Origin of the sequence: Metabacillus fastidiosus NBRC 101226 (assembly GCF_001591625.1) — a bacterium.
In the GTDB taxonomy this organism is placed as follows: domain Bacteria; phylum Bacillota; class Bacilli; order Bacillales; family Bacillaceae; genus Metabacillus; species Metabacillus fastidiosus.
Window position 1 is genome coordinate 1 of the sequence record NZ_BCVG01000079.1, and the last position, 18,075, is coordinate 18,075.

24 protein-coding genes are annotated in these 18,075 nt (G+C 35.5%); 8 read left to right on the forward strand and 16 right to left on the reverse strand.

Annotated features, from left to right (window positions below):
• Positions 1–96: 96 nt before the first annotated feature.
• The 4 genes from BFA01S_RS22050 to BFA01S_RS15970 are packed head-to-tail and all read right to left on the reverse strand — an operon-like array spanning position 97 to position 2,671.
• On the reverse strand, positions 97–228 hold the full coding sequence (locus BFA01S_RS22050) for a YuzL family protein (RefSeq protein WP_082800033.1): 132 nt from the start codon (positions 226–228) through the stop codon (positions 97–99).
• Between the two features lie 33 nt (positions 229–261).
• Entirely contained in the window at positions 262–1,038 is a 777-nt protein-coding gene (locus BFA01S_RS15960; RefSeq protein ID WP_066232790.1) for a class I SAM-dependent methyltransferase, read from the reverse strand.
• A gap of 52 nt (positions 1,039–1,090) precedes the next feature.
• Positions 1,091–1,525 carry a BrxA/BrxB family bacilliredoxin gene (locus tag BFA01S_RS15965; protein ID WP_066232822.1) on the reverse strand — a complete coding sequence of 145 codons (435 nt, stop codon included), beginning with the start codon at positions 1,523–1,525 and terminating at the stop codon, positions 1,091–1,093.
• Positions 1,526–1,546: 21 nt separating this feature from the next.
• Positions 1,547–2,671, reverse strand: coding sequence for a conserved virulence factor C family protein (locus BFA01S_RS15970; RefSeq protein WP_066232824.1), 1,125 nt, complete (start codon positions 2,669–2,671; stop codon positions 1,547–1,549).
• Positions 2,672–2,779: 108 nt separating this feature from the next.
• Here BFA01S_RS15970 and BFA01S_RS15975 point away from each other — a divergent pair, with 108 nt between their 5' ends.
• Entirely contained in the window at positions 2,780–3,022 is a 243-nt protein-coding gene (locus BFA01S_RS15975; protein ID WP_066232826.1) for a hypothetical protein, read from the forward strand.
• Between the two features lies 1 nt (position 3,023).
• Here the strand turns inward: BFA01S_RS15975 and BFA01S_RS15980 are convergent, their stop codons facing one another.
• A complete protein-coding gene (locus BFA01S_RS15980) occupies positions 3,024–3,950 on the reverse strand; it encodes a DMT family transporter (protein ID WP_066232829.1) in 927 nt (308 codons plus the stop codon).
• A 435-nt stretch (positions 3,951–4,385) separates the two neighbouring features.
• On the opposite strand from BFA01S_RS15980, the gene metA reads away from it, so the two are divergent.
• From metA to BFA01S_RS15995, 3 genes are all read left to right on the forward strand, one after another.
• A complete protein-coding gene (gene metA / locus BFA01S_RS15985; protein WP_066232831.1) occupies positions 4,386–5,294 on the forward strand; it encodes a homoserine O-acetyltransferase MetA in 909 nt (302 codons plus the stop codon).
• A gap of 224 nt (positions 5,295–5,518) precedes the next feature.
• Positions 5,519–6,664, forward strand: a complete 1,146-nt coding sequence (locus tag BFA01S_RS15990; RefSeq protein ID WP_412758780.1) for a diglucosyl diacylglycerol synthase — start codon at positions 5,519–5,521, stop codon at positions 6,662–6,664.
• 226 nt (positions 6,665–6,890) lie between these two features.
• Complete coding sequence (locus BFA01S_RS15995; protein ID WP_066232837.1) at positions 6,891–7,895, forward strand: metal-dependent hydrolase; 1,005 nt, start codon at positions 6,891–6,893, stop codon at positions 7,893–7,895.
• Positions 7,896–7,935: 40 nt separating this feature from the next.
• On the opposite strand, the gene BFA01S_RS16000 is transcribed toward BFA01S_RS15995, so the two are convergent.
• Entirely contained in the window at positions 7,936–8,637 is a 702-nt protein-coding gene (locus BFA01S_RS16000; RefSeq protein ID WP_066232840.1) for an AIM24 family protein, read from the reverse strand.
• A gap of 137 nt (positions 8,638–8,774) precedes the next feature.
• Entirely contained in the window at positions 8,775–9,050 is a 276-nt protein-coding gene (locus tag BFA01S_RS16005) for a phosphocarrier protein HPr (RefSeq protein ID WP_156483793.1), read from the reverse strand.
• Positions 9,051–9,461: 411 nt separating this feature from the next.
• Between BFA01S_RS16005 and cspD the strand changes: the two genes are divergently transcribed.
• Positions 9,462–9,662: a cold-shock protein CspD gene (cspD, locus tag BFA01S_RS16010; protein WP_066232846.1), complete on the forward strand. Its 201-nt coding sequence runs from the start codon at positions 9,462–9,464 to the stop codon at positions 9,660–9,662.
• A 93-nt stretch (positions 9,663–9,755) separates the two neighbouring features.
• Here cspD and BFA01S_RS16015 read toward each other — a convergent pair whose 3' ends face one another.
• On the reverse strand, positions 9,756–9,944 hold the full coding sequence (locus BFA01S_RS16015; protein ID WP_066232849.1) for a hypothetical protein: 189 nt from the start codon (positions 9,942–9,944) through the stop codon (positions 9,756–9,758).
• Positions 9,945–10,188: 244 nt separating this feature from the next.
• Between BFA01S_RS16015 and BFA01S_RS16020 the strand changes: the two genes are divergently transcribed.
• The gene (locus tag BFA01S_RS16020; protein ID WP_066232852.1) at positions 10,189–10,461 is read left to right on the forward strand and encodes a DUF2564 family protein; all 273 of its coding nucleotides are present in this window, start codon (positions 10,189–10,191) and stop codon (positions 10,459–10,461) included.
• Between the two features lie 45 nt (positions 10,462–10,506).
• Here BFA01S_RS16020 and BFA01S_RS16025 read toward each other — a convergent pair whose 3' ends face one another.
• Positions 10,507–10,692, reverse strand: coding sequence for a zinc-finger domain-containing protein (locus BFA01S_RS16025; protein WP_066232874.1), 186 nt, complete (start codon positions 10,690–10,692; stop codon positions 10,507–10,509).
• Complete coding sequence (locus BFA01S_RS16030; RefSeq protein ID WP_328014429.1) at positions 10,685–11,371, reverse strand: reverse transcriptase-like protein; 687 nt, start codon at positions 11,369–11,371, stop codon at positions 10,685–10,687. Before BFA01S_RS16030 ends, BFA01S_RS16025 begins: the two co-directional genes overlap by 8 nt.
• Before the next feature lie 118 nt (positions 11,372–11,489).
• Between BFA01S_RS16030 and BFA01S_RS16035 the strand changes: the two genes are divergently transcribed.
• Positions 11,490–11,876 carry a reverse transcriptase-like protein gene (locus BFA01S_RS16035; RefSeq protein ID WP_066232857.1) on the forward strand — a complete coding sequence of 129 codons (387 nt, stop codon included), beginning with the start codon at positions 11,490–11,492 and terminating at the stop codon, positions 11,874–11,876.
• A 33-nt stretch (positions 11,877–11,909) separates the two neighbouring features.
• On the opposite strand, the gene BFA01S_RS16040 is transcribed toward BFA01S_RS16035, so the two are convergent.
• Positions 11,910–12,236: a DUF6123 family protein gene (locus tag BFA01S_RS16040; protein WP_235843048.1), complete on the reverse strand. Its 327-nt coding sequence runs from the start codon at positions 12,234–12,236 to the stop codon at positions 11,910–11,912.
• A 100-nt stretch (positions 12,237–12,336) separates the two neighbouring features.
• On the opposite strand from BFA01S_RS16040, the gene sspL reads away from it, so the two are divergent.
• Positions 12,337–12,480 (forward strand): small, acid-soluble spore protein L, encoded by a 144-nt coding sequence (gene sspL / locus BFA01S_RS16045; protein ID WP_066232860.1) that lies wholly within the window; start codon positions 12,337–12,339, stop codon positions 12,478–12,480.
• 312 nt (positions 12,481–12,792) lie between these two features.
• Here the strand turns inward: sspL and BFA01S_RS16050 are convergent, their stop codons facing one another.
• The 5 genes from BFA01S_RS16050 to BFA01S_RS16065 form a co-directional block, all read right to left on the reverse strand.
• Positions 12,793–13,683 (reverse strand): 5'-3' exonuclease, encoded by an 891-nt coding sequence (locus BFA01S_RS16050; RefSeq protein ID WP_066232863.1) that lies wholly within the window; start codon positions 13,681–13,683, stop codon positions 12,793–12,795.
• 94 nt (positions 13,684–13,777) lie between these two features.
• Entirely contained in the window at positions 13,778–13,912 is a 135-nt protein-coding gene (locus BFA01S_RS23505) for a hypothetical protein (protein WP_268874883.1), read from the reverse strand.
• A 78-nt stretch (positions 13,913–13,990) separates the two neighbouring features.
• The gene (locus BFA01S_RS16055; RefSeq protein ID WP_066232866.1) at positions 13,991–14,251 is read right to left on the reverse strand and encodes a YpbS family protein; all 261 of its coding nucleotides are present in this window, start codon (positions 14,249–14,251) and stop codon (positions 13,991–13,993) included.
• Positions 14,244–14,435, reverse strand: a complete 192-nt coding sequence (locus tag BFA01S_RS16060) for a hypothetical protein (RefSeq protein WP_066232868.1) — start codon at positions 14,433–14,435, stop codon at positions 14,244–14,246. The genes BFA01S_RS16055 and BFA01S_RS16060 overlap by 8 nt, the downstream gene beginning before the upstream one ends.
• A 45-nt stretch (positions 14,436–14,480) precedes the next feature.
• Positions 14,481–17,915, reverse strand: a complete 3,435-nt coding sequence (locus tag BFA01S_RS16065; RefSeq protein WP_082800035.1) for a dynamin family protein — start codon at positions 17,913–17,915, stop codon at positions 14,481–14,483.
• Between the last annotated feature and the right edge of the window lie 160 nt (positions 17,916–18,075).

Below are 18,075 nucleotides of genomic sequence, written 5' to 3' on the forward strand. Positions count from 1 at the left end.
GCTTCACGCGAGCAACGTATGTGTGACCCGCATCATGCAGGCCTCCACTAACCATCAGTGAAGGATGAGAAAAACCCCACTGACCGAAGTTTCACTTTAATGTCTTTTTGATTTTTTTCGTGCCGAATCCCGCTGCTCGCTCCCAGTCTCATGCGTCGTCGTACCTTGACCTTCCACATTTGGCGAGCTTAATCCTGCTTTAGATGGATCTTTCTTCTTTTTAGCCATAAAGGAAAACACCTCCGCTTATAGAATCTGCAATTATTTGAGTTCTATAACACCGTAGTGAAATTTTGCTGTTTTTCTTTTAATGACTTCAAAGCCGTACTGTGCAAATTTTTCACTTTTCCAATGATCTTTCAAAATAATTCTCTTTCTCGCCACACGTTTTGCTTCGTTAATAGCACTTTCTGTTAATATGTCATAATGTGCAAAGCTTTTTAACGGATTGAGGCCGCTCGACTGTGCAATCGTCTCCTCAAACATCGGATCAAAATAAATGACATCGGCTGAACCGCTTTCCATCTGCTCCAGTTCTTTCCCATGGTCCCCTTGAATAACGTTAACCCGCTTCATCGCTTCATCAATCGGAGTAAACTCAGTATGCCACGCTGATAAACCTGTTTGAACGATATACGCTAAAAAGGGATTCGCTTCGACTCCGGTCACCTTTCCTTTTGTACCAACCGCATAGCTGGCAACGATACTGTCTGAGCCAAGACCAAGTGTACAATCTAAAAACTGATCCCCTTCCTGTAATTTTGTTGCCTCTAAAAACGGTTCGTACTCACCCTTTATCATTCTTTTTATTCGAAACATTGCTGAATTTGGATGAAAAAATAGCGGCTCATCCGTTTTTAAACTGTATAATTCAAGGCGATTTTTCCCAACTACGAGTACATCCTGCTGTACCGTTTCTTTCATCATCCCAATTGCCCGTTTATTACGCGGAACGAATTCAGACTGTAAATCTTCAGCAATTATTTCCGCCAAATGAACCATTGCCTCATTCGTTCTTCCTGCTGTCGTTACGATCATTTTTTAACACTCCTTTCAAAAAAGAAAAGGATGCACTAAGGCATCCTCAATCTTAACAATTTTCTTCAAATGCAGTTTTTAAATTTTCCATAATCGCTTCAACTGAATGGTCTTCAATCTGTTCTCTTGGAATAAAATGAACAACTTCTTTCCCTTTTAAAACTGCCATTGACGGAGAAGATGGTTCAATACCTGTAAAATATTCACGCATTTTCGCTGTTGCCTCTTTATCCTGACCGGCAAAAACTGTTACAAGATGGTCAGGTTTTTTATCTCCCTGTAATACAGACTGTGTCGCTGCCGGTCTTGCAAGCCCCGCTGCACAGCCGCAAACAGAATTTACTACAACAAGAGTAGTACCTTCTGCCTTCTCGATAAACTCCTCTACTTCTTCCGCTGTCGTTAATTCATTAAAACCTGCGTTCGTTAATTCCGCTCTCATCGGTTTAACAATTTGACGCATATATTCATCGTATGCCATTGACATTATACTTCACTCCTTGTTTAATTAACCTTTTCGGCTTTCTGTCATCTGTTTCCATACGGAGCCTTTTGCTTCTTCTCCGCCTTCAATTCTCTCAATTGCCATCTTAATTTGCAAATCCACTTCAAATTCAGGATCATTTTCTGCTTGTTTCAAAGCAGGCAGGGCTGTTTCATCCCCTGCTTCATATAAGAACATCGCTGCACGCCAGCGAACAAGCTTATTTTTATCCTGCAATGCTTCCATCATCGCAGGCGCCGCCGCCTCATCACCTAGGTCTGATAAACAGTCGCCCGCTGTTCTGCGAACGGTTACTGATTTATCTTTTAATGCTTTATATAAATAAGGTAGAATAACCGGATCTTCGATAATGCCGAGATAAACTGTTGCCAGCCTTCTAATCGATGCTTTTTCATCATTTAACGCTTTATCAAGAAATGCAAGATCATCTTTTGTCGGCTCCATCTGCTCAAGATGCGCGAATCTGACAGTCCATTCCGGATCATCAAGCATATCCAGTGTTACCGGATACGATTTCTTCGCTTGCTGAATTTGTTCTGTATCCTTGCTCACTACCGCTTTTAATAATCGGTTTAGACGGTCTTCACTGTAAGCGGCATTGATTTCATCAACGACTTCTTTTCCAATATCAGCGAATTCACCGTATCTGACACCCTGTTCTTTCCATTTACGTTCTAATACGACATTTGCATTCGTTTCCTGCGCTTTCATAACCGCCTCTTTAAAACGGTCAGGCAAGCCGAATCTCTCCTCTTTCATTCCGTCAGTCAATTTAACCTGCATTGGAATATCATTGAATAACTGGATGGATACTTTTACTTCCCCATACCCTTCTTCGATACGTCCTTCACCTAAAGCAGCACTGTCAATATCTTCTCCAAAAGCTTCTCTTACTTTCGGTAAAATTTCCTTCCAGTCGAATTTCGCGTTTCGTTCAACAGCAAGGAAATCCGCAACATGGTAAACACCTTTTATACCGTCAATATGTAAAATTTCTTTAATGACAGCAGGTGCCTCGTTTGCATGTTCTTTTTTATAATTATTGCTTTTACCTGCCGGAAGCTCTTCAGAAAGCAATACTTTCATCGTATTAGGACTAGGAGTTGGCTCAATTGATTGAATCTTCATTTATTTTCACTCCTCTTCATATTTCGTCATATAATTTTAACACACAGTTATAAGGGTACGCTATTTTTCAGATTCGCGTAGGAATATCCTTTTAAGGAAGTGCAAAAAATGATTTCTTATTATAGAAAGAATATGATCGGGCAGGCATGGATCGGCACACATGTCTTACTTATTCAATGCAATCTTCATTCCAATCTTGTAACAGATGTGCATAAAAGCCTCCATGCTCCAATAGAACCGATACAAAAAAATTGTGCTGAGACACTGTCCCAGCACATAAGCATCGGCTATAAATTGGTTTATACAACTTATATTCCGCCTGATCAAATTCAATATTTTTTAATCTTATAAATTATGCAGGTGGTCTTAACTGAACTTCTTTTTTCTGTTTGCGCCAATGCTCTACAGCACCGCTGCCGCAAAGAACCCCTATTACAACTAGAATAAATCCAATTCCCTGTTCTATATAGATCCCTTCCCCAAGGAAAACGACACCGCCTAATAAAGCAAATAACGGGTTAAGGTTAATAAATACAGCTGATTCACTCGGTCCGATATGCTGGATCGCATAGTTATATGTCATATGGCCAAATGCAGTCGCAATAAGAGCTGAAGCGAAGAAGACCGACCATAATTTCACATCTGTTGTTGCCATCGTACTAAGACCTTCCGGCTCAAAGATAAAGCTTAAGATGAACATAATAACAGAACCGATGACCATCATCCATCCTGTCATAAGCCTTGCATCAATTTTACTTGATGCCTTTTTAATTAAAGCAAAGCTGATCGCCTGTGTGAAACCGGAAATAAACACTTGGGCATCACCGATAGAAACGGAGAAAGTTCCAGTTGAACCTACGAGTACAACGAAGCTCACACCGAAAAAAGCAACGATAATACCGACCGTTTTAATAAACGAAAGACGCGTCTTTAAAATTGGAATCGATACGAGTGCTGTTAAAATTGGGACAAGCCCTAAAATTAAGCCGCCATTCGTTGCTGTTGTATTACTTAATCCAACAGATAAAAATAGATGATGGCCGACAACATTAAATAAACTGATAAAAGCTAAAAATCCATATTCTTTCAATGTAAGCTTGCGGATCGATTTCGTTAGCCAAAGCATTAAAAGAACCCCTACTCCAGCTACAAACACCCGAAATGCATTCATCGTAATTGGAGCCATGTCTACTACAAGCACTTTAAGCGCTGTAACATTTAATCCCCATGAGAGCATGACAAATGTCAGTAAACTATAAACAACAATCCTATTATTCATTACTCCACCTGATTTCTAAAATTATGTTGCTTCTAAACATGCACTATATCATATTTCGTTAAACTTGATAAGCTAATAAAGAAAGAAAATATTTACTTATTGAACTATTATTATATAATATAGAGATTATTTTATATAAGTCCAAATGAATATGCTGGTATATACACAATAAAAACCTGATATAGCGCACGATTTTACAGCATCTTTTCTTTTAAAATGAGAGTGTTATTTAAATGAAAAATGCCAAAAATATATCTTGGACTTATATACATTTGGACTTACATTCATGTGGTACAATAGTATTCTGGTAATATATTAAATATTTACCTATTAAGTAATGAAAAATAACGAATTGAATTATTTTCCTAAACTTTCTATAATAAAGAAAGCTTAAAACATTATATAATTATTATCATCAACATGGGGGTGTGCTCTTTGCCAATCAATATTCCAGGCCATTTACCAGCAAGAGAGATATTAGAAAGTGAGAATATTTTTGTCATGGATGAAAGTCGCGCGTATTCTCAGGATATACGCCCGTTAAATATTATCATTTTAAACTTAATGCCGAAAAAAGAATATGCTGAAACACAATTACTGAGATTATTAGCAAATTCACCTTTACAAGTAAATATTACATTGTTAAGACCGAAAACACATATTTCCAAGACGACTGCAAAAGAACATCTTGAAGAATTCTACACTACTTTTGATGAAATCAGCCATAAAAAATTTGATGGAATGATTATTACCGGAGCACCTATTGAACATTTAGAATTTGAAGAAGTTTCGTATTGGAAAGAATTACAGACAATTATGGACTGGTCAAATACAAATGTTACATCAACATTACACATTTGCTGGGGAGCACAAGCAGGACTCTACCATCATTATGGCGTAAATAAATATATGCTCGATGAAAAATGTTTCGGAATTTTCGAACATCAGGTGACAGATCCTTCTGTTAAGCTGTTAAGAGGCTTTGATGATTTACACCATCTACCTCATTCCAGACATACAGATGTTCGAAAAGAAGATATTGAAGCTGTGAACGAGCTGCAAATTCTTTCATATGCAGAAGGAGCAGGTGTCTGTCTCGTTATTTCAAAAGATGGGAAACATGTATTTCTTACCGGACATCCCGAATATGATTTAACGTCATTAAAAAATGAATATGAACGAGACATTAACAAAGGGCTGCAAATCGATGTGCCAAAAAACTATTTTCCTAACGATGATCCGACTAAAAAACCGGTGCATCGCTGGAGATCACATGGAAATCTCCTGTTTGTAAACTGGCTCAATTATTATGTATATCAAGAAACACCGTTCGTTTGGGATTGAAAGGGAAAGCCCTCTTATATAGCTTCCTATATATAAGAGGTTCCCGCTTAAAAACAAATGTTAATTATTGTAAAAGAAGACTTCACGAATACTTAATAATTTCTTTATGAAAAAGTAATATTTATATGTTATCTTTTAGACAAATAAGGTTAATTTTGTCATATACTTTTAATGATCCAAAAGTTTAATTGCTCGTGTTTTTTGACTAGATAGAGGTGAAAATGTTGAAGCGCAATTCCACAGTATTAATTTTAACGGCCAAGTATGGTAACGGTCATGTACAAGTTGCAAAAACTTTAGAAAATCAATGTAAAAAACAAGGATTCAACAAAGTAATTGTCTGCAACTTATACTCAGAATCCTTTCCAATATTTTCTGAGATTACACAATATTTATATCTTAAAAGCTTTTCAATTGGTAAACAGTTTTATCGGATTTTTTACTATGGCGTCGATAAAATGTACAACAAGAGAATGATTAACCTTTATTACAAAATGGGTCATAAACGCTTGCATAAGATTATTACAGAGGAACAGCCAGATATTATTATTAATACATTTCCAATGATTGTCGTTCCTGAATACAGACGGAAAACAGGCAAAGTTATTCCGACATTTAATGTGCTGACTGATTTTTGCTTACACAAAATCTGGGTGCATGAAGACATCGATAAATATTATGTCGCAACCGATTATGTAAAAGAAAAGCTCATCAGTATCGGTGTTCATCCTACAACAATTAAAGTTACAGGCATTCCAATAAGGTCACAGTTTGAAGAATATATCGATAAAAACACATTATATGAAAAATATAATCTTGATCCTAATAAGAAAACACTGCTAATAATGGCCGGGGCACATGGAGTTTTAAAAAATGTGAAAGAGCTTTGTGAATCATTTATTTCTACAGAGGGAATACAAACAATCGTCGTTTGCGGAAATAATAATGAATTAAAAGAAAGCTTAGAGCCGCTCGCTGACAGCTGCAGCGATAAAATAAAAGTTTTAGGCTATGTGGAAAGAGTTGACGAGCTTTACCGTATTGCGTCATGTATGATTACGAAGCCGGGCGGAATTACATTAAGTGAAGCGACAGCTCTAAGTGTACCAGTGATTCTCTTTAAACCTGTACCAGGTCAGGAAAAAGAAAATGCCATCTTTTTTGAGGAAAATGGCGCTGCTATTGTTGTTAATCAAATCGAAGATATTTATGAAGAAGTATGTAAGCTTTTATTAGATGAAGAAAGATTGAATGAAATGACAAGAAATATCCATTCCTTCCATCATAATAATTCTGCAGAATTAATATTAAATGATGTAATCAAAGAAGCTTCACTTATAAAAAATAAAAAGTTAATGCTTGGCTCTTAATAATTTTGTACTTATTCTTTCATTTATCCCACACTTAACGGGCAGTAAGACTCCCACTTCACAATTTGAGAGAATTCAAGGAAGTTAAGTGGGAGATCAACTGCCCCTAAAGGTCCGATTGGTCCAACTAACCATAAGAGAGGGAGAAAGACCCCCCACTTATGGAAGTTTCACTTTATCAAAAGCTTCAGGATGAGAGGGTTTAATCTTTTTTCTGGAGGTTATGATGGATACGAGCACACATATTGCCATGGGGTTCGGTTTAGCGGGCTTATCTTATTTAGATCCTGCAGTTGCAGCAAACCCGAATCTTGCAAATGCTGTCCTAATCGGAACTGTCATTGGTTCAAATGCACCTGATTTTGATTATATAATAAAGCTTTTAAAAGGAAATGGAATGTATACAGAGCATCATCGAGGTGTATCACATTCAATTCCTGCCCTTTTCCTTTGGACGGCTGCTCTTTCTTTTCTCATTTATTTACCCTTTAGCGATATCTCATTTTTCACTTTATTATGCTGGACATTTGCTGCTGTTTTTTTACACATTGCTTTTGATATTTTTAACTCCTACGGAACACAGGCAGCAAGACCTTTCACAAAAAAATGGTTATCTTTAAACTTTATTCCATTATTTGATCCATTTATTATGGCTCTTCATATTATTGGATTTATATTATGGATGATTACTTTTTCTCCTGGATTCATCTTTTTCTATATTTATATCATTCTGTTCATTTATTTAATAACAAGATTTATTTTATCGAGGAAAGCGATCCGATTAGCTGAAAGATTAGCAGATTTAAACGGTGTGTATACAATTATTCCAACACAGTCTCTATTTCATTGGGATATCGTCATTGAAACAGACACGGTATTTTTTGTCGGTATGGTTCACTATCGTCAGCAAAAACTGAAGGTTATTCATCATTTTGAAAAAATGAATGCAGAGGAAGCACCTGTTTTAATGGCAAGTAAAGATCAAAATGTACAGCATTTCCTTGCAAACTCCGATCATACACATATTATTGTCCAGAGGACCGAGCATGGATTTGAAGTGCGATGGGTTGATTTAAGATTTCGTTTTAAAGAGGATTATCCTTATATGGCAACGGTGCTTTTAGCCGATAATTATGAAGTAATCTCTTCTCATACCGGCTGGATACACAAGCCAAAAAAGAAGCAGGAACAAATGCTGAAAAAAACACGCTCACAATCAACTACATTTTAATGTTAAAAGAGCTGTCCCTCATTTAGGACAGCTCTTTTTATTACGAGGAAGAACCTGTATTTCCGAAATAAACTTCTTCAAACGGCTGAACGACGACAAAGCCTTCACCGCTGAATTTCATTTGAATAGATTCTCCACTTCCTCTGCCCAAAAATGTTTTTAATGAAATATCTGTTACAAATTCAGGGCTTAATGTACCTGACCATGCAACAGTCGCATTCGGGTCTGTATACACAGGATTATCCGGTGTCACGATCAATGTCAGCGGCTCATAATGGGATGTAATAGCAATCATCCCCCTGCCTTCCAACCGAACATTGAACAATCCACCTGACATCATCCCAGCTATTTTTCTCATTAATTTAATATCCCATGAAATAGACGGTTCAAAAGCTAATAAATCATTTCCATTTACGAAAATAGCTTCATCATTTAAGTGAAGAATGGAAATCTTCTTCCCTTGGTCTGCCAAGTATAATTTTCCGTTTCCATTCACTTTCATTAATGCAGTACCTTCACCGGTCAACGCTTTTTTGAAGAGCTTTCCTATTCCATGCTCTAAAATACCTTCCCGTTCAAACTTCATATTTCCCCGATAAGAAACCATTGTTCCCATCTTCGACCAAATCTGGCCTTCAAGATTTATTTCTAGCATTCTCGGTGTTTCTAATTCAAACAGGCCTTCCCCTTTATCCTGCTGCTTCGTATGCTCAACGAATTGGCTTATTGAATATCTATTCATTTTTTCTCCTCCTCACTTTATGTACATGAAACAGATCAGATCTTTAAGTACAAATATATTATAGCGGTTTGAAACAAAAATGTCTGGTTTTTCCTTTTATTCAAAGAAAAATCCAGACATTTTTTGCTAAGACAGTTTTAGCAGGCTTCTTCCCCTAAACTTTCTGACTTCATTACACGTTCAATCGCTTCAATCGCTTCTCTCTCATCAATACCTTCGGCGCTAATTACGACACTGGTTCCACTTGAAATACCTAATGACATGACACCCATAATTGATTTCAAATTGATCGTACGACCATACGCTGTAAGGAATACATCTGAAGTAAATGAGTTTACAGCGTTTACCAATGATGTAGCTGGTCTCGCATGTAAGCCAACCTTACTTGTAATTGTAAAAGTTTTGTAAACCACAATTACTGTCTCCCTTCATCCTTTTCCCAAGTTTATATTTTTATTTTTTATTAGGAATAAACTAATTATAATCTGTTTTATGAAAAAAGGAATATGTATCTTATAAATTTCACCGTATCCTGTTTCATTTTATAAAGCAGGTCTTCATACTTTTCATCCCCTCCATCTTCTTTGTTTCTTTCAAAATCTTAAGGCAGAAGTCTCACTGCTTATTAAATACAAGATAAAAAATACCCCCTTATATCCTTGACTCATTCTCATTAAATAGTGTATAGTTAAAGCATCATTAACTGAATATTATAATTGCAGTATGTGTATCCAATATTCTATTATGTCTACATAATATGTTCGGTTACTTGATAAATATTTTTTAGCACCACCTGTGCTACAAGTATTGGAGGATTAAGTAATATGCAAAACGGTAAAGTGAAATGGTTTAACAACGAAAAAGGTTTCGGATTTATCGAAATTGAAGGCGGAGACGATGTATTCGTACACTTCACAGCTATTCAAGGCGAAGGTTATAAATCATTAGAAGAAGGTCAAGAAGTTTCTTTCGAAATCGTTGAAGGAAATCGCGGACCACAAGCTGCTAACGTAACAAAGTTATAATTACAAGCTTAATTGTAATTTAACATATACGGTATGGAAAGATAAGGCTGAGTGTACACTCAGCCTTATTTATATTTGTATGTACAGTAAAAACTATAAATTTTTGCTTACAATAAGATATTCAATCGCTTTAATGTTTTGTTTTATGCTGTTTTCAATTCTTCTTACTTCAACATGATTAAAAACATTTGCATTATTCGCTATATAAACCAGCTTTTCCAAATCTTCATAGATTTCTCCAAATGCTTCCTTTATAGTAGAATCTAAATTCTCACTTTTCATTTCAGCCTTCCCCTTTCCTGTAAATTCATTCATTTATTGGTTATTTAGTATTATATTTATACAATAAATTACCACTTAATACATCTTTACTCATTTTAACATGATTCTTTTGATTTAGGTACAAATTCCTCTCTAAATCGGTATATTCTTATGACAAAATCAAAAACTATAAGGTGAAGTATGACAAGGCTGTGTCTTTTTTACACAAGCCATAAAATAAACAGGAGAAGGAGTGCATAAGCAAATGGACAATATTAACCATACGGATCTCATCAGTGGTTTTAATAATCTTAAACAGCTTGAAATATCGGTAAAATCTGCACAGAAAATGGTGGGAACTGCAACGATGTCAATGGATGAGGAAACACTTCAGCATGCTGAGAACTCATTAAATGATGCAAAAGATTTGTTCAAGCGGGCATATTCCGAACAAACAGGAGTAGATGATGAATTTTTCCAAACACAGGAACAGCTCCTTCAGCAATGTGAACAGCAACTGAACGCCGCAAAACAGTAAAATCATATTAAAAAAAGGGCTAACACTCAAATATTGAGCAGCCCTTTAACTTAGTTTTTCTCCGTATTTTTTTATCATTTGACCAACTGTACATTCTTTAATACAAAAAGAATGAGCATAGCTCTTCCCGTATTCATTGCGAAAATGTTTTTTTAGGAAACAATCTGTACAGTAAGTATCAATGATTTCATTAATTTCTTGAAATGTCTGCTTTTTATTTACTTTATCCATCATTTTCATCTTCCTTACTTAATTCAAGATTACTATGAATTTTTATACTTTTTAATGCCTGTGTCGCTAATTTATCTGCCTCATTATTTTCCTTTCTCGAGATCGGAATATAAATAGGCCTGATTTTTAATTTTTCAAGTTGTTGCTCAATCTTATCCAACCATACTGAGAAATTTTCCTCATAACATGGCCATTCCCCTGATAATTGGTTAAGCACTACTTGTGAGTCACCTTTAAAAGTAACCGTCTGTCTTGTAATACCTAACCCTTCAAGCGCTGAAACTAAAAATGAAAATGCAGCATATTCCGCTTCATTATTTGAATCAAGCTCAGCAACCTTTTCATTCGTCCTTACTCTCATTTTTTTATTCCCTAATGTATAATAAATGACTGCACCTAGTCCACATTCCCCTGTCCCTTTATCAAAACCGCCATCAAAGTAAGCAGTAATTTCCGAAGGCTCCTCTTTCACTTTTGTCTGTAATTTTTTCAATTCCTTTAACGTCCATGTCTGTCCGTCGTCAGAGGCGAATACAAGCTCTTTTACCCTGCCTGTCTGCTCTATATCCATCGCGATTAAAAGAGCTTCAGAAAGGGAAACAGCCTCACTTGTTAACTGTATTTTTTGTTTCTTTTTCGTTTCATATGTCCATTCAATGGAAAATTTCAAAGTAATCACTCCGTTTCATACATATTAATGTAATCAATATGCTATAATCATATTCGGTTTTTAAATAAAGTGATTTAAAGTATAACTAACTTAATACCCTTTATTGAAAGGAGTGCACAGGAGAAAGATGATCGAAGTTTATACTGATGGAGCAAGTGCTGGTGACCCTGGTCCTTCTGGAATAGGGATATTCATTAAAGGTGAAAAAAATGCTGAGAAATATTCCATTCCGATTGGCATTATGTCCAATCATGAAGCTGAATATTATGCCTTAATTAAAGGAATGGAAATTTGCATTGAAAAAGGTTATAAGACCGTTTCCTTTCGCACCGATTCCCAGCTCGTTGAAAACGCTATGGAAAAGCAGTTCGTTAAAAACCCAGCATATGCTCCGCTCTTAGAAAAAGCTATTTCTTTATCCGAACAGTTTGATCTCTTCTTTATTAAATGGATACCTAGTAAAGAAAATAAAACAGCAGATGAACTGGCGAGAAAAGCAATTATTAGAAAATAGGCTTTTTATTCGATTTCCCACTTACAGGCTTTTTTATTTTTCTCTTGAAGTGGGAGTCTTTTCTAGTAGATTCAAATGCTGTAGATGCCTTAAAGCTCCCTTTCTCGTCTCAATTCCCTCTTGTTTTAACATTTCAAGCAATGAAATAAAAAAGGACCCATCAAATTCTTTTTGAATTTTTAAAGTAAGCTCAATTGCAGCAATTACTATTTCATCATTCGTTCCTGTATAGCTTTGCCCAAACTTTATGAAACCTAATACATCCTCACCAAATGAAAAACCTTTCTCAAATAAAAAATTAATATAATCTGAAACGGTTTGTGTATAAGAAATAATAGATACCAGTCCTAACTTAATCAATTTCCTTCCCCATCATATCGGATTTTACTATAAATTACTATCATTTTTACTTAGAACTTTTTTGTTTATATGGAGATACTACATTTGGAGGTGAATATTCATGAGTAAACGAAGAAATAGTACAAACCGGGGCAGAAAAGCACCTAATGTAAACCCTCAGGGACATGGGCAGGATACAGAATTTGCAACAGATCCGAAGAGCGAGCTGGAGAACAGGGCAAAAAAATCGAATACGAAAATTTAATGAGGATATTCCAAAAGGGTAAAAGAACAACCCTTTTAGAATATCCTGCTGAAAGGCCTGTGATGAAAATTCAGTAAAATTAAGGATTTGATGACAGGGCCTTTCAGCTTTTAAAACTTATCAGGGATTTATTAGACAGCCCCTTACCCTTTTAAGAAATTAGAACACTTTTCAGCTAAAGCTGAAAAGCATTTGCAGACAGAGCTTGCAAATAGACGAGCCAAAAAGTAATAAAGTTTTACTAGAAAACCATGTTCAAGTCTAACATTTATATTTTCTAGTCATATTAGCAACTGCATAAGCACTTCATCATTAGACAGCCGTTATTATATTTTTAAAAAAGGACTGCAGACCCTTCAATTCCAGCTGTTCCATCATCTTTTCGGCTTTATCATATTCAATGTTAAGAACCGACTCTTCTAATACGTATTCAATCGGAGCTGTACAATTTATTTCAGCAAGCTTTCTTGAAAGATGGAGCATATCTAAATCAGCTTCAATTTTTGTCCGCTGTCCTTTCGTGAGCTCAGCTAAATTGTTTAAAAGCATTTCAATTGATTCATATTGTGCTATTAATTTATAAGCTGTTTTCTCTCCTATCCCTTTTACCCCAGGATAGTTATCACTCGTATCTCCCATTAAGGCCTTTATATCGATCAGCATTTTAGGATGAACGCCCATTTCCTCTATGAAACTTTCCATACTATAGCTCTTATAATTGCCGATCCCTTTTTGCAGAAGAACGATATTAATATTCGGCTTTAATAATTGCAGCAAATCTCTGTCACCGGTTAAAACGGAAATTTCCATGTTTTCATGATGCTTTTCTATAATCGTTCCAATACAATCATCGGCCTCAAAATTTATGACACCGATATTAGGAATATTTAAAGCTGCAACAGCATCTTTCGCTAAATCAAATTGCGGGATTAATTCCACTGGCGGCTCACCGCGGTTCCCTTTATAAGCAGGATACAGCTCCGTACGGTATGTCTTGCTTCCCATATCCCAGCAGCAGATTACATGTGTAGGCTGCAGCGTGTTAATTGCAGTTAGTAAATGTTTTAATAAGCCATTTATTCCGTTCATCGGTACACCGCTGCTATTTCTCATAAATTGTCCATGGACAGATGTAGCGAAAAAAGCTCTAAACAATAAAGCCATCCCGTCAACTAAAAGTAAATGTTCCTTTTTTTCATTCATTTTCTTGTCTCCTTCATTACACAATAATTTTATCATATCATATTTAAATGAGGCTTTCTGAAGGAAAAATTTAAAAAACTAAGCCATATCCGGCTTAGTCTTTATTTTTACTGCTTAGCTTTTGTGCTTCATGCATCGCATATGAAGCAAATTCCTCATTAAAACCATTTTTCTTTTTCTTATTATTATTTCTTTGTGCGTTTGCATTACCTAACTTTTGTCTGCCCATTTAACTCCCTCCTTGTATGATTAGTTTGTCACAATAATTATTTATTATTGTGACAAAACGAAGGGAATTGCTTACAGATTAATTAGATCTTTCAACGTATTCTTTCACCATTTCTTTTGATACTAATTTACGTGCAGGGACGATTCCTTGACGTGCTAATGCATTCATCTCTCTCGTCACGGCATTAATGCTGTCCACTTCAAACGGAAGGGACTGTCTGCATAGCTGCACTGCCTCTGCGATAAATGCTTCACGCTGTTGATCAAGCCTCGCAAATGTACGAATATGCTCGTGTTGTTTTTTACTGTGTTCTGAAATTGCTTTATGCACTTCACTCATTGTTACTTCCACCTCTTTTTTTCATTAGCCTTACTACATGTTCTTTCGGCTGCCAGCATCGAAAAGAATATGCCGGCTTTGTTTCAAATCCTAAGCGACTGCAGCGGTAAAGCATTCCACTTTCCGTTTTGCTTATCGCAAAATGAATACACGTTGCACAAACTTGATAATTTATTTTATTCATCGTTCCACCAACTGTTGTATACATGTTTTTATATTATACGAACAATTATATAAGCTCAATAGCAGATTGAATCTCTTTTCTTATCTTCTGTAAATAATCGATATTCTGCTCTGAAATAAACGAGTCAAACACTGCTTTAAAAGTATCTTTTATTTGTTCTTTTATAAAAGCAATATAATCATCATGATATTCCTTTAATATATGACAATAATATTCATCAAAGTTTTTTTCATAATGCTCCATCACTTGTGCAATAAGAGTATTTATTCTTTGCCTTAAGTCTTCACTCATCTGCTTTTTTCCATCTTTCTCAAAAAACGATTTCGCATTTTTAAATAACTTCAATGATTCGCTTATATATAGATCATTTTCTTTTCCTAATTGAACATGAAGCTCCGGTGTCGAAATAGATCCTATTTCCATCTCGACGAGCCTGATTATACTTGTATGCTGATTAAGCAGTGAATTTATCCGGATAAATTCACTGTCCAAACGTCCCTCTATATATTTCTCCAGACGAAGCGTTGTCGCCTGCAGCTCCTGGATAATTTCAAATTCCACCATTTTTACTAAATCGGCTAAACAAGCTCTTAACACATCGTCTATCCTTTTTCCATTTTGGATAGCTCCCGGGTGAAATGCTTCTTTAAAGAAATCAGAAAAACGGAAATCTAAGCGCTGTTTTACGTAAAAAAGTAATTCTTTTATTTCCTGCTTTAATTCCGTTACTGCTCCGCTGTTCGTTATGTTTTGTATTTCACCCTCAATATTTACTTTTTGTTCATTTAACTGCCTGCATTCCTTCTCTTTCTCGGTTTCATTCTTTCTCGCATTTTGAATCATCAATTCTGCCTGTTCATCTGCTTTGCTTAATTCATCTTTCATCGAAATAATCGTTGCATTCATTAGCTGATTCTCAATAAAATGGAAAAAATGTTTTTTAAATAAAACAAATTCTTCTTCGAACAGATCATTTCCCTGCAGAATATTCAAACTTGAAATACCATATAATTGAGAATTTCTAATTTCCTGCTGGGAAAGCTGCTCTCTTATATAATCTTTTACTAATAAAATTTCTTCTTTATCTTTCGCAAGATCGATCGCATTAATAATAAAGAACATTTTATCAAGCGAGAAGGAATCTTTTACCCTGCCAAGCTGGCGCAGAAATTCACGGTCTCCTTTTGTAAACGGATGGTTAAAATAAGTAACATAAATGATCGCATCCGCATTTTTAATATATTGAAAAGCAATATCCGTATGTCTTGTATTAAACGAATCAGCACCAGGTGTATCAACTAGTGTAATACCGAGCCTTGTAATCGGACAATCGTAATAAATGATTACTTCCTCGACATTTCTTGCTTTTTCTTCATTGGAAACATATTCACTGAACGTTTGAATATTTTCTTCTATTATTACTCCATCTTTTAATTTTACTTCTACAGCACCATGCTTTTTCTCTGTTGTGACAGGTGAAATCTTATTAATCGTTGCCGTTGTCGGTGTCGGAGAAGACGGCAGCAAATTCTCTCCTAATAATGCATTGGCAAATGATGATTTCCCCGCACTGAATGCTCCAAATAAAGCAGCTGTAAAGGATCTGTTTTCATACCGGCTGATTTTCCGGATGAATAATTCACTGAATTGTTTAAAGCCATTTATTTTCTCAAATGTATGGGCTATTTCTTTTACTACTGAAAGAAACTGCTCCGTCCGGCCATTTTCCACAATCTCATTATTAAACTTCTCTTCTCTGTTCCTATAGTGGATAACATGTTCCGCATGGTCTAATTCGCTCTTTATTTGGTATATTTTTTGGTCTTTTTCTGAATGACCAGCAATCCATTCCTCCATATTAATATGTTCATTGTAAACATAATCCGCTATTTGCTGAATTGTTTTTTCGTAATACTTATAAAGCTTCCACTGCTCCATTTCCGCTTCATAATGGCGTAATTCCACCTCAAGCTTCTGTACATCTTCATCCAGCCCCACCATAATATGATCACGACGCTTTTTTAATTCAGATGTTATTTTCGCAATGATCATATTCGCCTGCTGCTTTACAAGCCTTTTTAATTCATTGCTAATATCTGCTGAATACGTAAGAATGTACTGATTATTAAAAGAGGCTCCGCGCTTTAATATGTCTATGAGCAGTTCAGGAGGAAAGGTAAATGTATAGCCTTGAACCTCATCATTTAACTGATACAGCTCATATTCCTTTAACACGTCTTTTAATAATGCAGTAATATGCCAGGCAAGCTCTGTTTCCATATTTTTTTGCAAACTCTCATATAGACTTTCTGCTCTTTTCAAACGTTCCTCTTCTGTTTTTCTTTTTGAAAATAAAAAACCTACTTTAAATTGAGCTTCATTCGCCTCAATGAACTGACTCACTCTCTCTCTAGTTTCAAAAGGAGTTAAATTTGCATTTTTTAATATAGACGTTAATTTCTCCCCAATATTTGTTTCTATTTCCTTCTGTCTTTGTTTTTCTCCCTCTATTTGTCGCAAGATGCTCTCTTTCTCATGATGAAGTTTGGATAATGCTGCTAAATCCTCATGAAAATCAGCAAGATGAAGCTGGTCTTTGTACTGCTGTAAATGGTCCTCTATAATCTCTTTTTGTGAATGAGCTATATTTTGTATTAATAATTTCTCTCTTTTCTCAGCAATTGTCCGAATAAATGCTTTTAATGCCTCAAGTTCATTATTTTTATTATTTTTTTCTGTTAATGTCGTATAAAAAATATCCGATTCTTTCAGACCAAGTGCAAAGAAACTTTCATTTATCTGTTTTTTTAATATAATAAATGGAACTTCTTTCTCCCGATGCTTATCAATTTGATTAACGACGAGACAGATATTTTTGTCCCGCTTCTTCATTTCCTGAATGAAAGACATATTTTCTTCTGATTGAACATGGTTATAGTCTGTTACATAAAAGATAATATCAGCAAGATGAAGCATGGACTCTGTTGCAAGTCGATGGGCAGCTTCAGTTGAATCAATCCCGGGAGTATCGATAATAATCATATGTTCATCTAAATGTTCATATTTTTTCGTAATATGAATTTTCGTAATGTCTTCCCCTTGCGTGCAAAATTCTTTTATTTGAGCAATATTATAGCCGCCTTCAAGATAGAACCATTCTCCGGCTGCTGTGCATAGCTTCACTTCCTCATTGCCTTTTTCCAGCATAACAATATTAGCGCTCGTCGGAATCGGGCTTGTCGGTAAAATCTGCTCATTTAAGAGCGTATTAATCATCGTTGATTTCCCGGCGGAGAAATGTCCGGCAAACGATATATACAGTTTTTCATCATACATTTTAAAAATTAACTCTTTTATCTTTTCTCCGTTTTTCGTATCGTTATGCTCTATACATGTTTCATACAGTTTAATAAGAGATTGTATTTTCTTCTTTATTTCTAAAGCCGTCGTCATATTAATCCCCTTTATCTTCATGTTCATCTCTATCTATTTTACTAAAGAATCAATGCTTTTTCCTCTTATCATCTTATTCATGACACAAAAAAACTGCCAGTAATATGGCAGCCGATTTGCTTTATCCCAGCCTTAACGGGCAGTAAAACTCCCGCTTCAAAGTTCCAGCAATTCGAGGAAGTGAAGC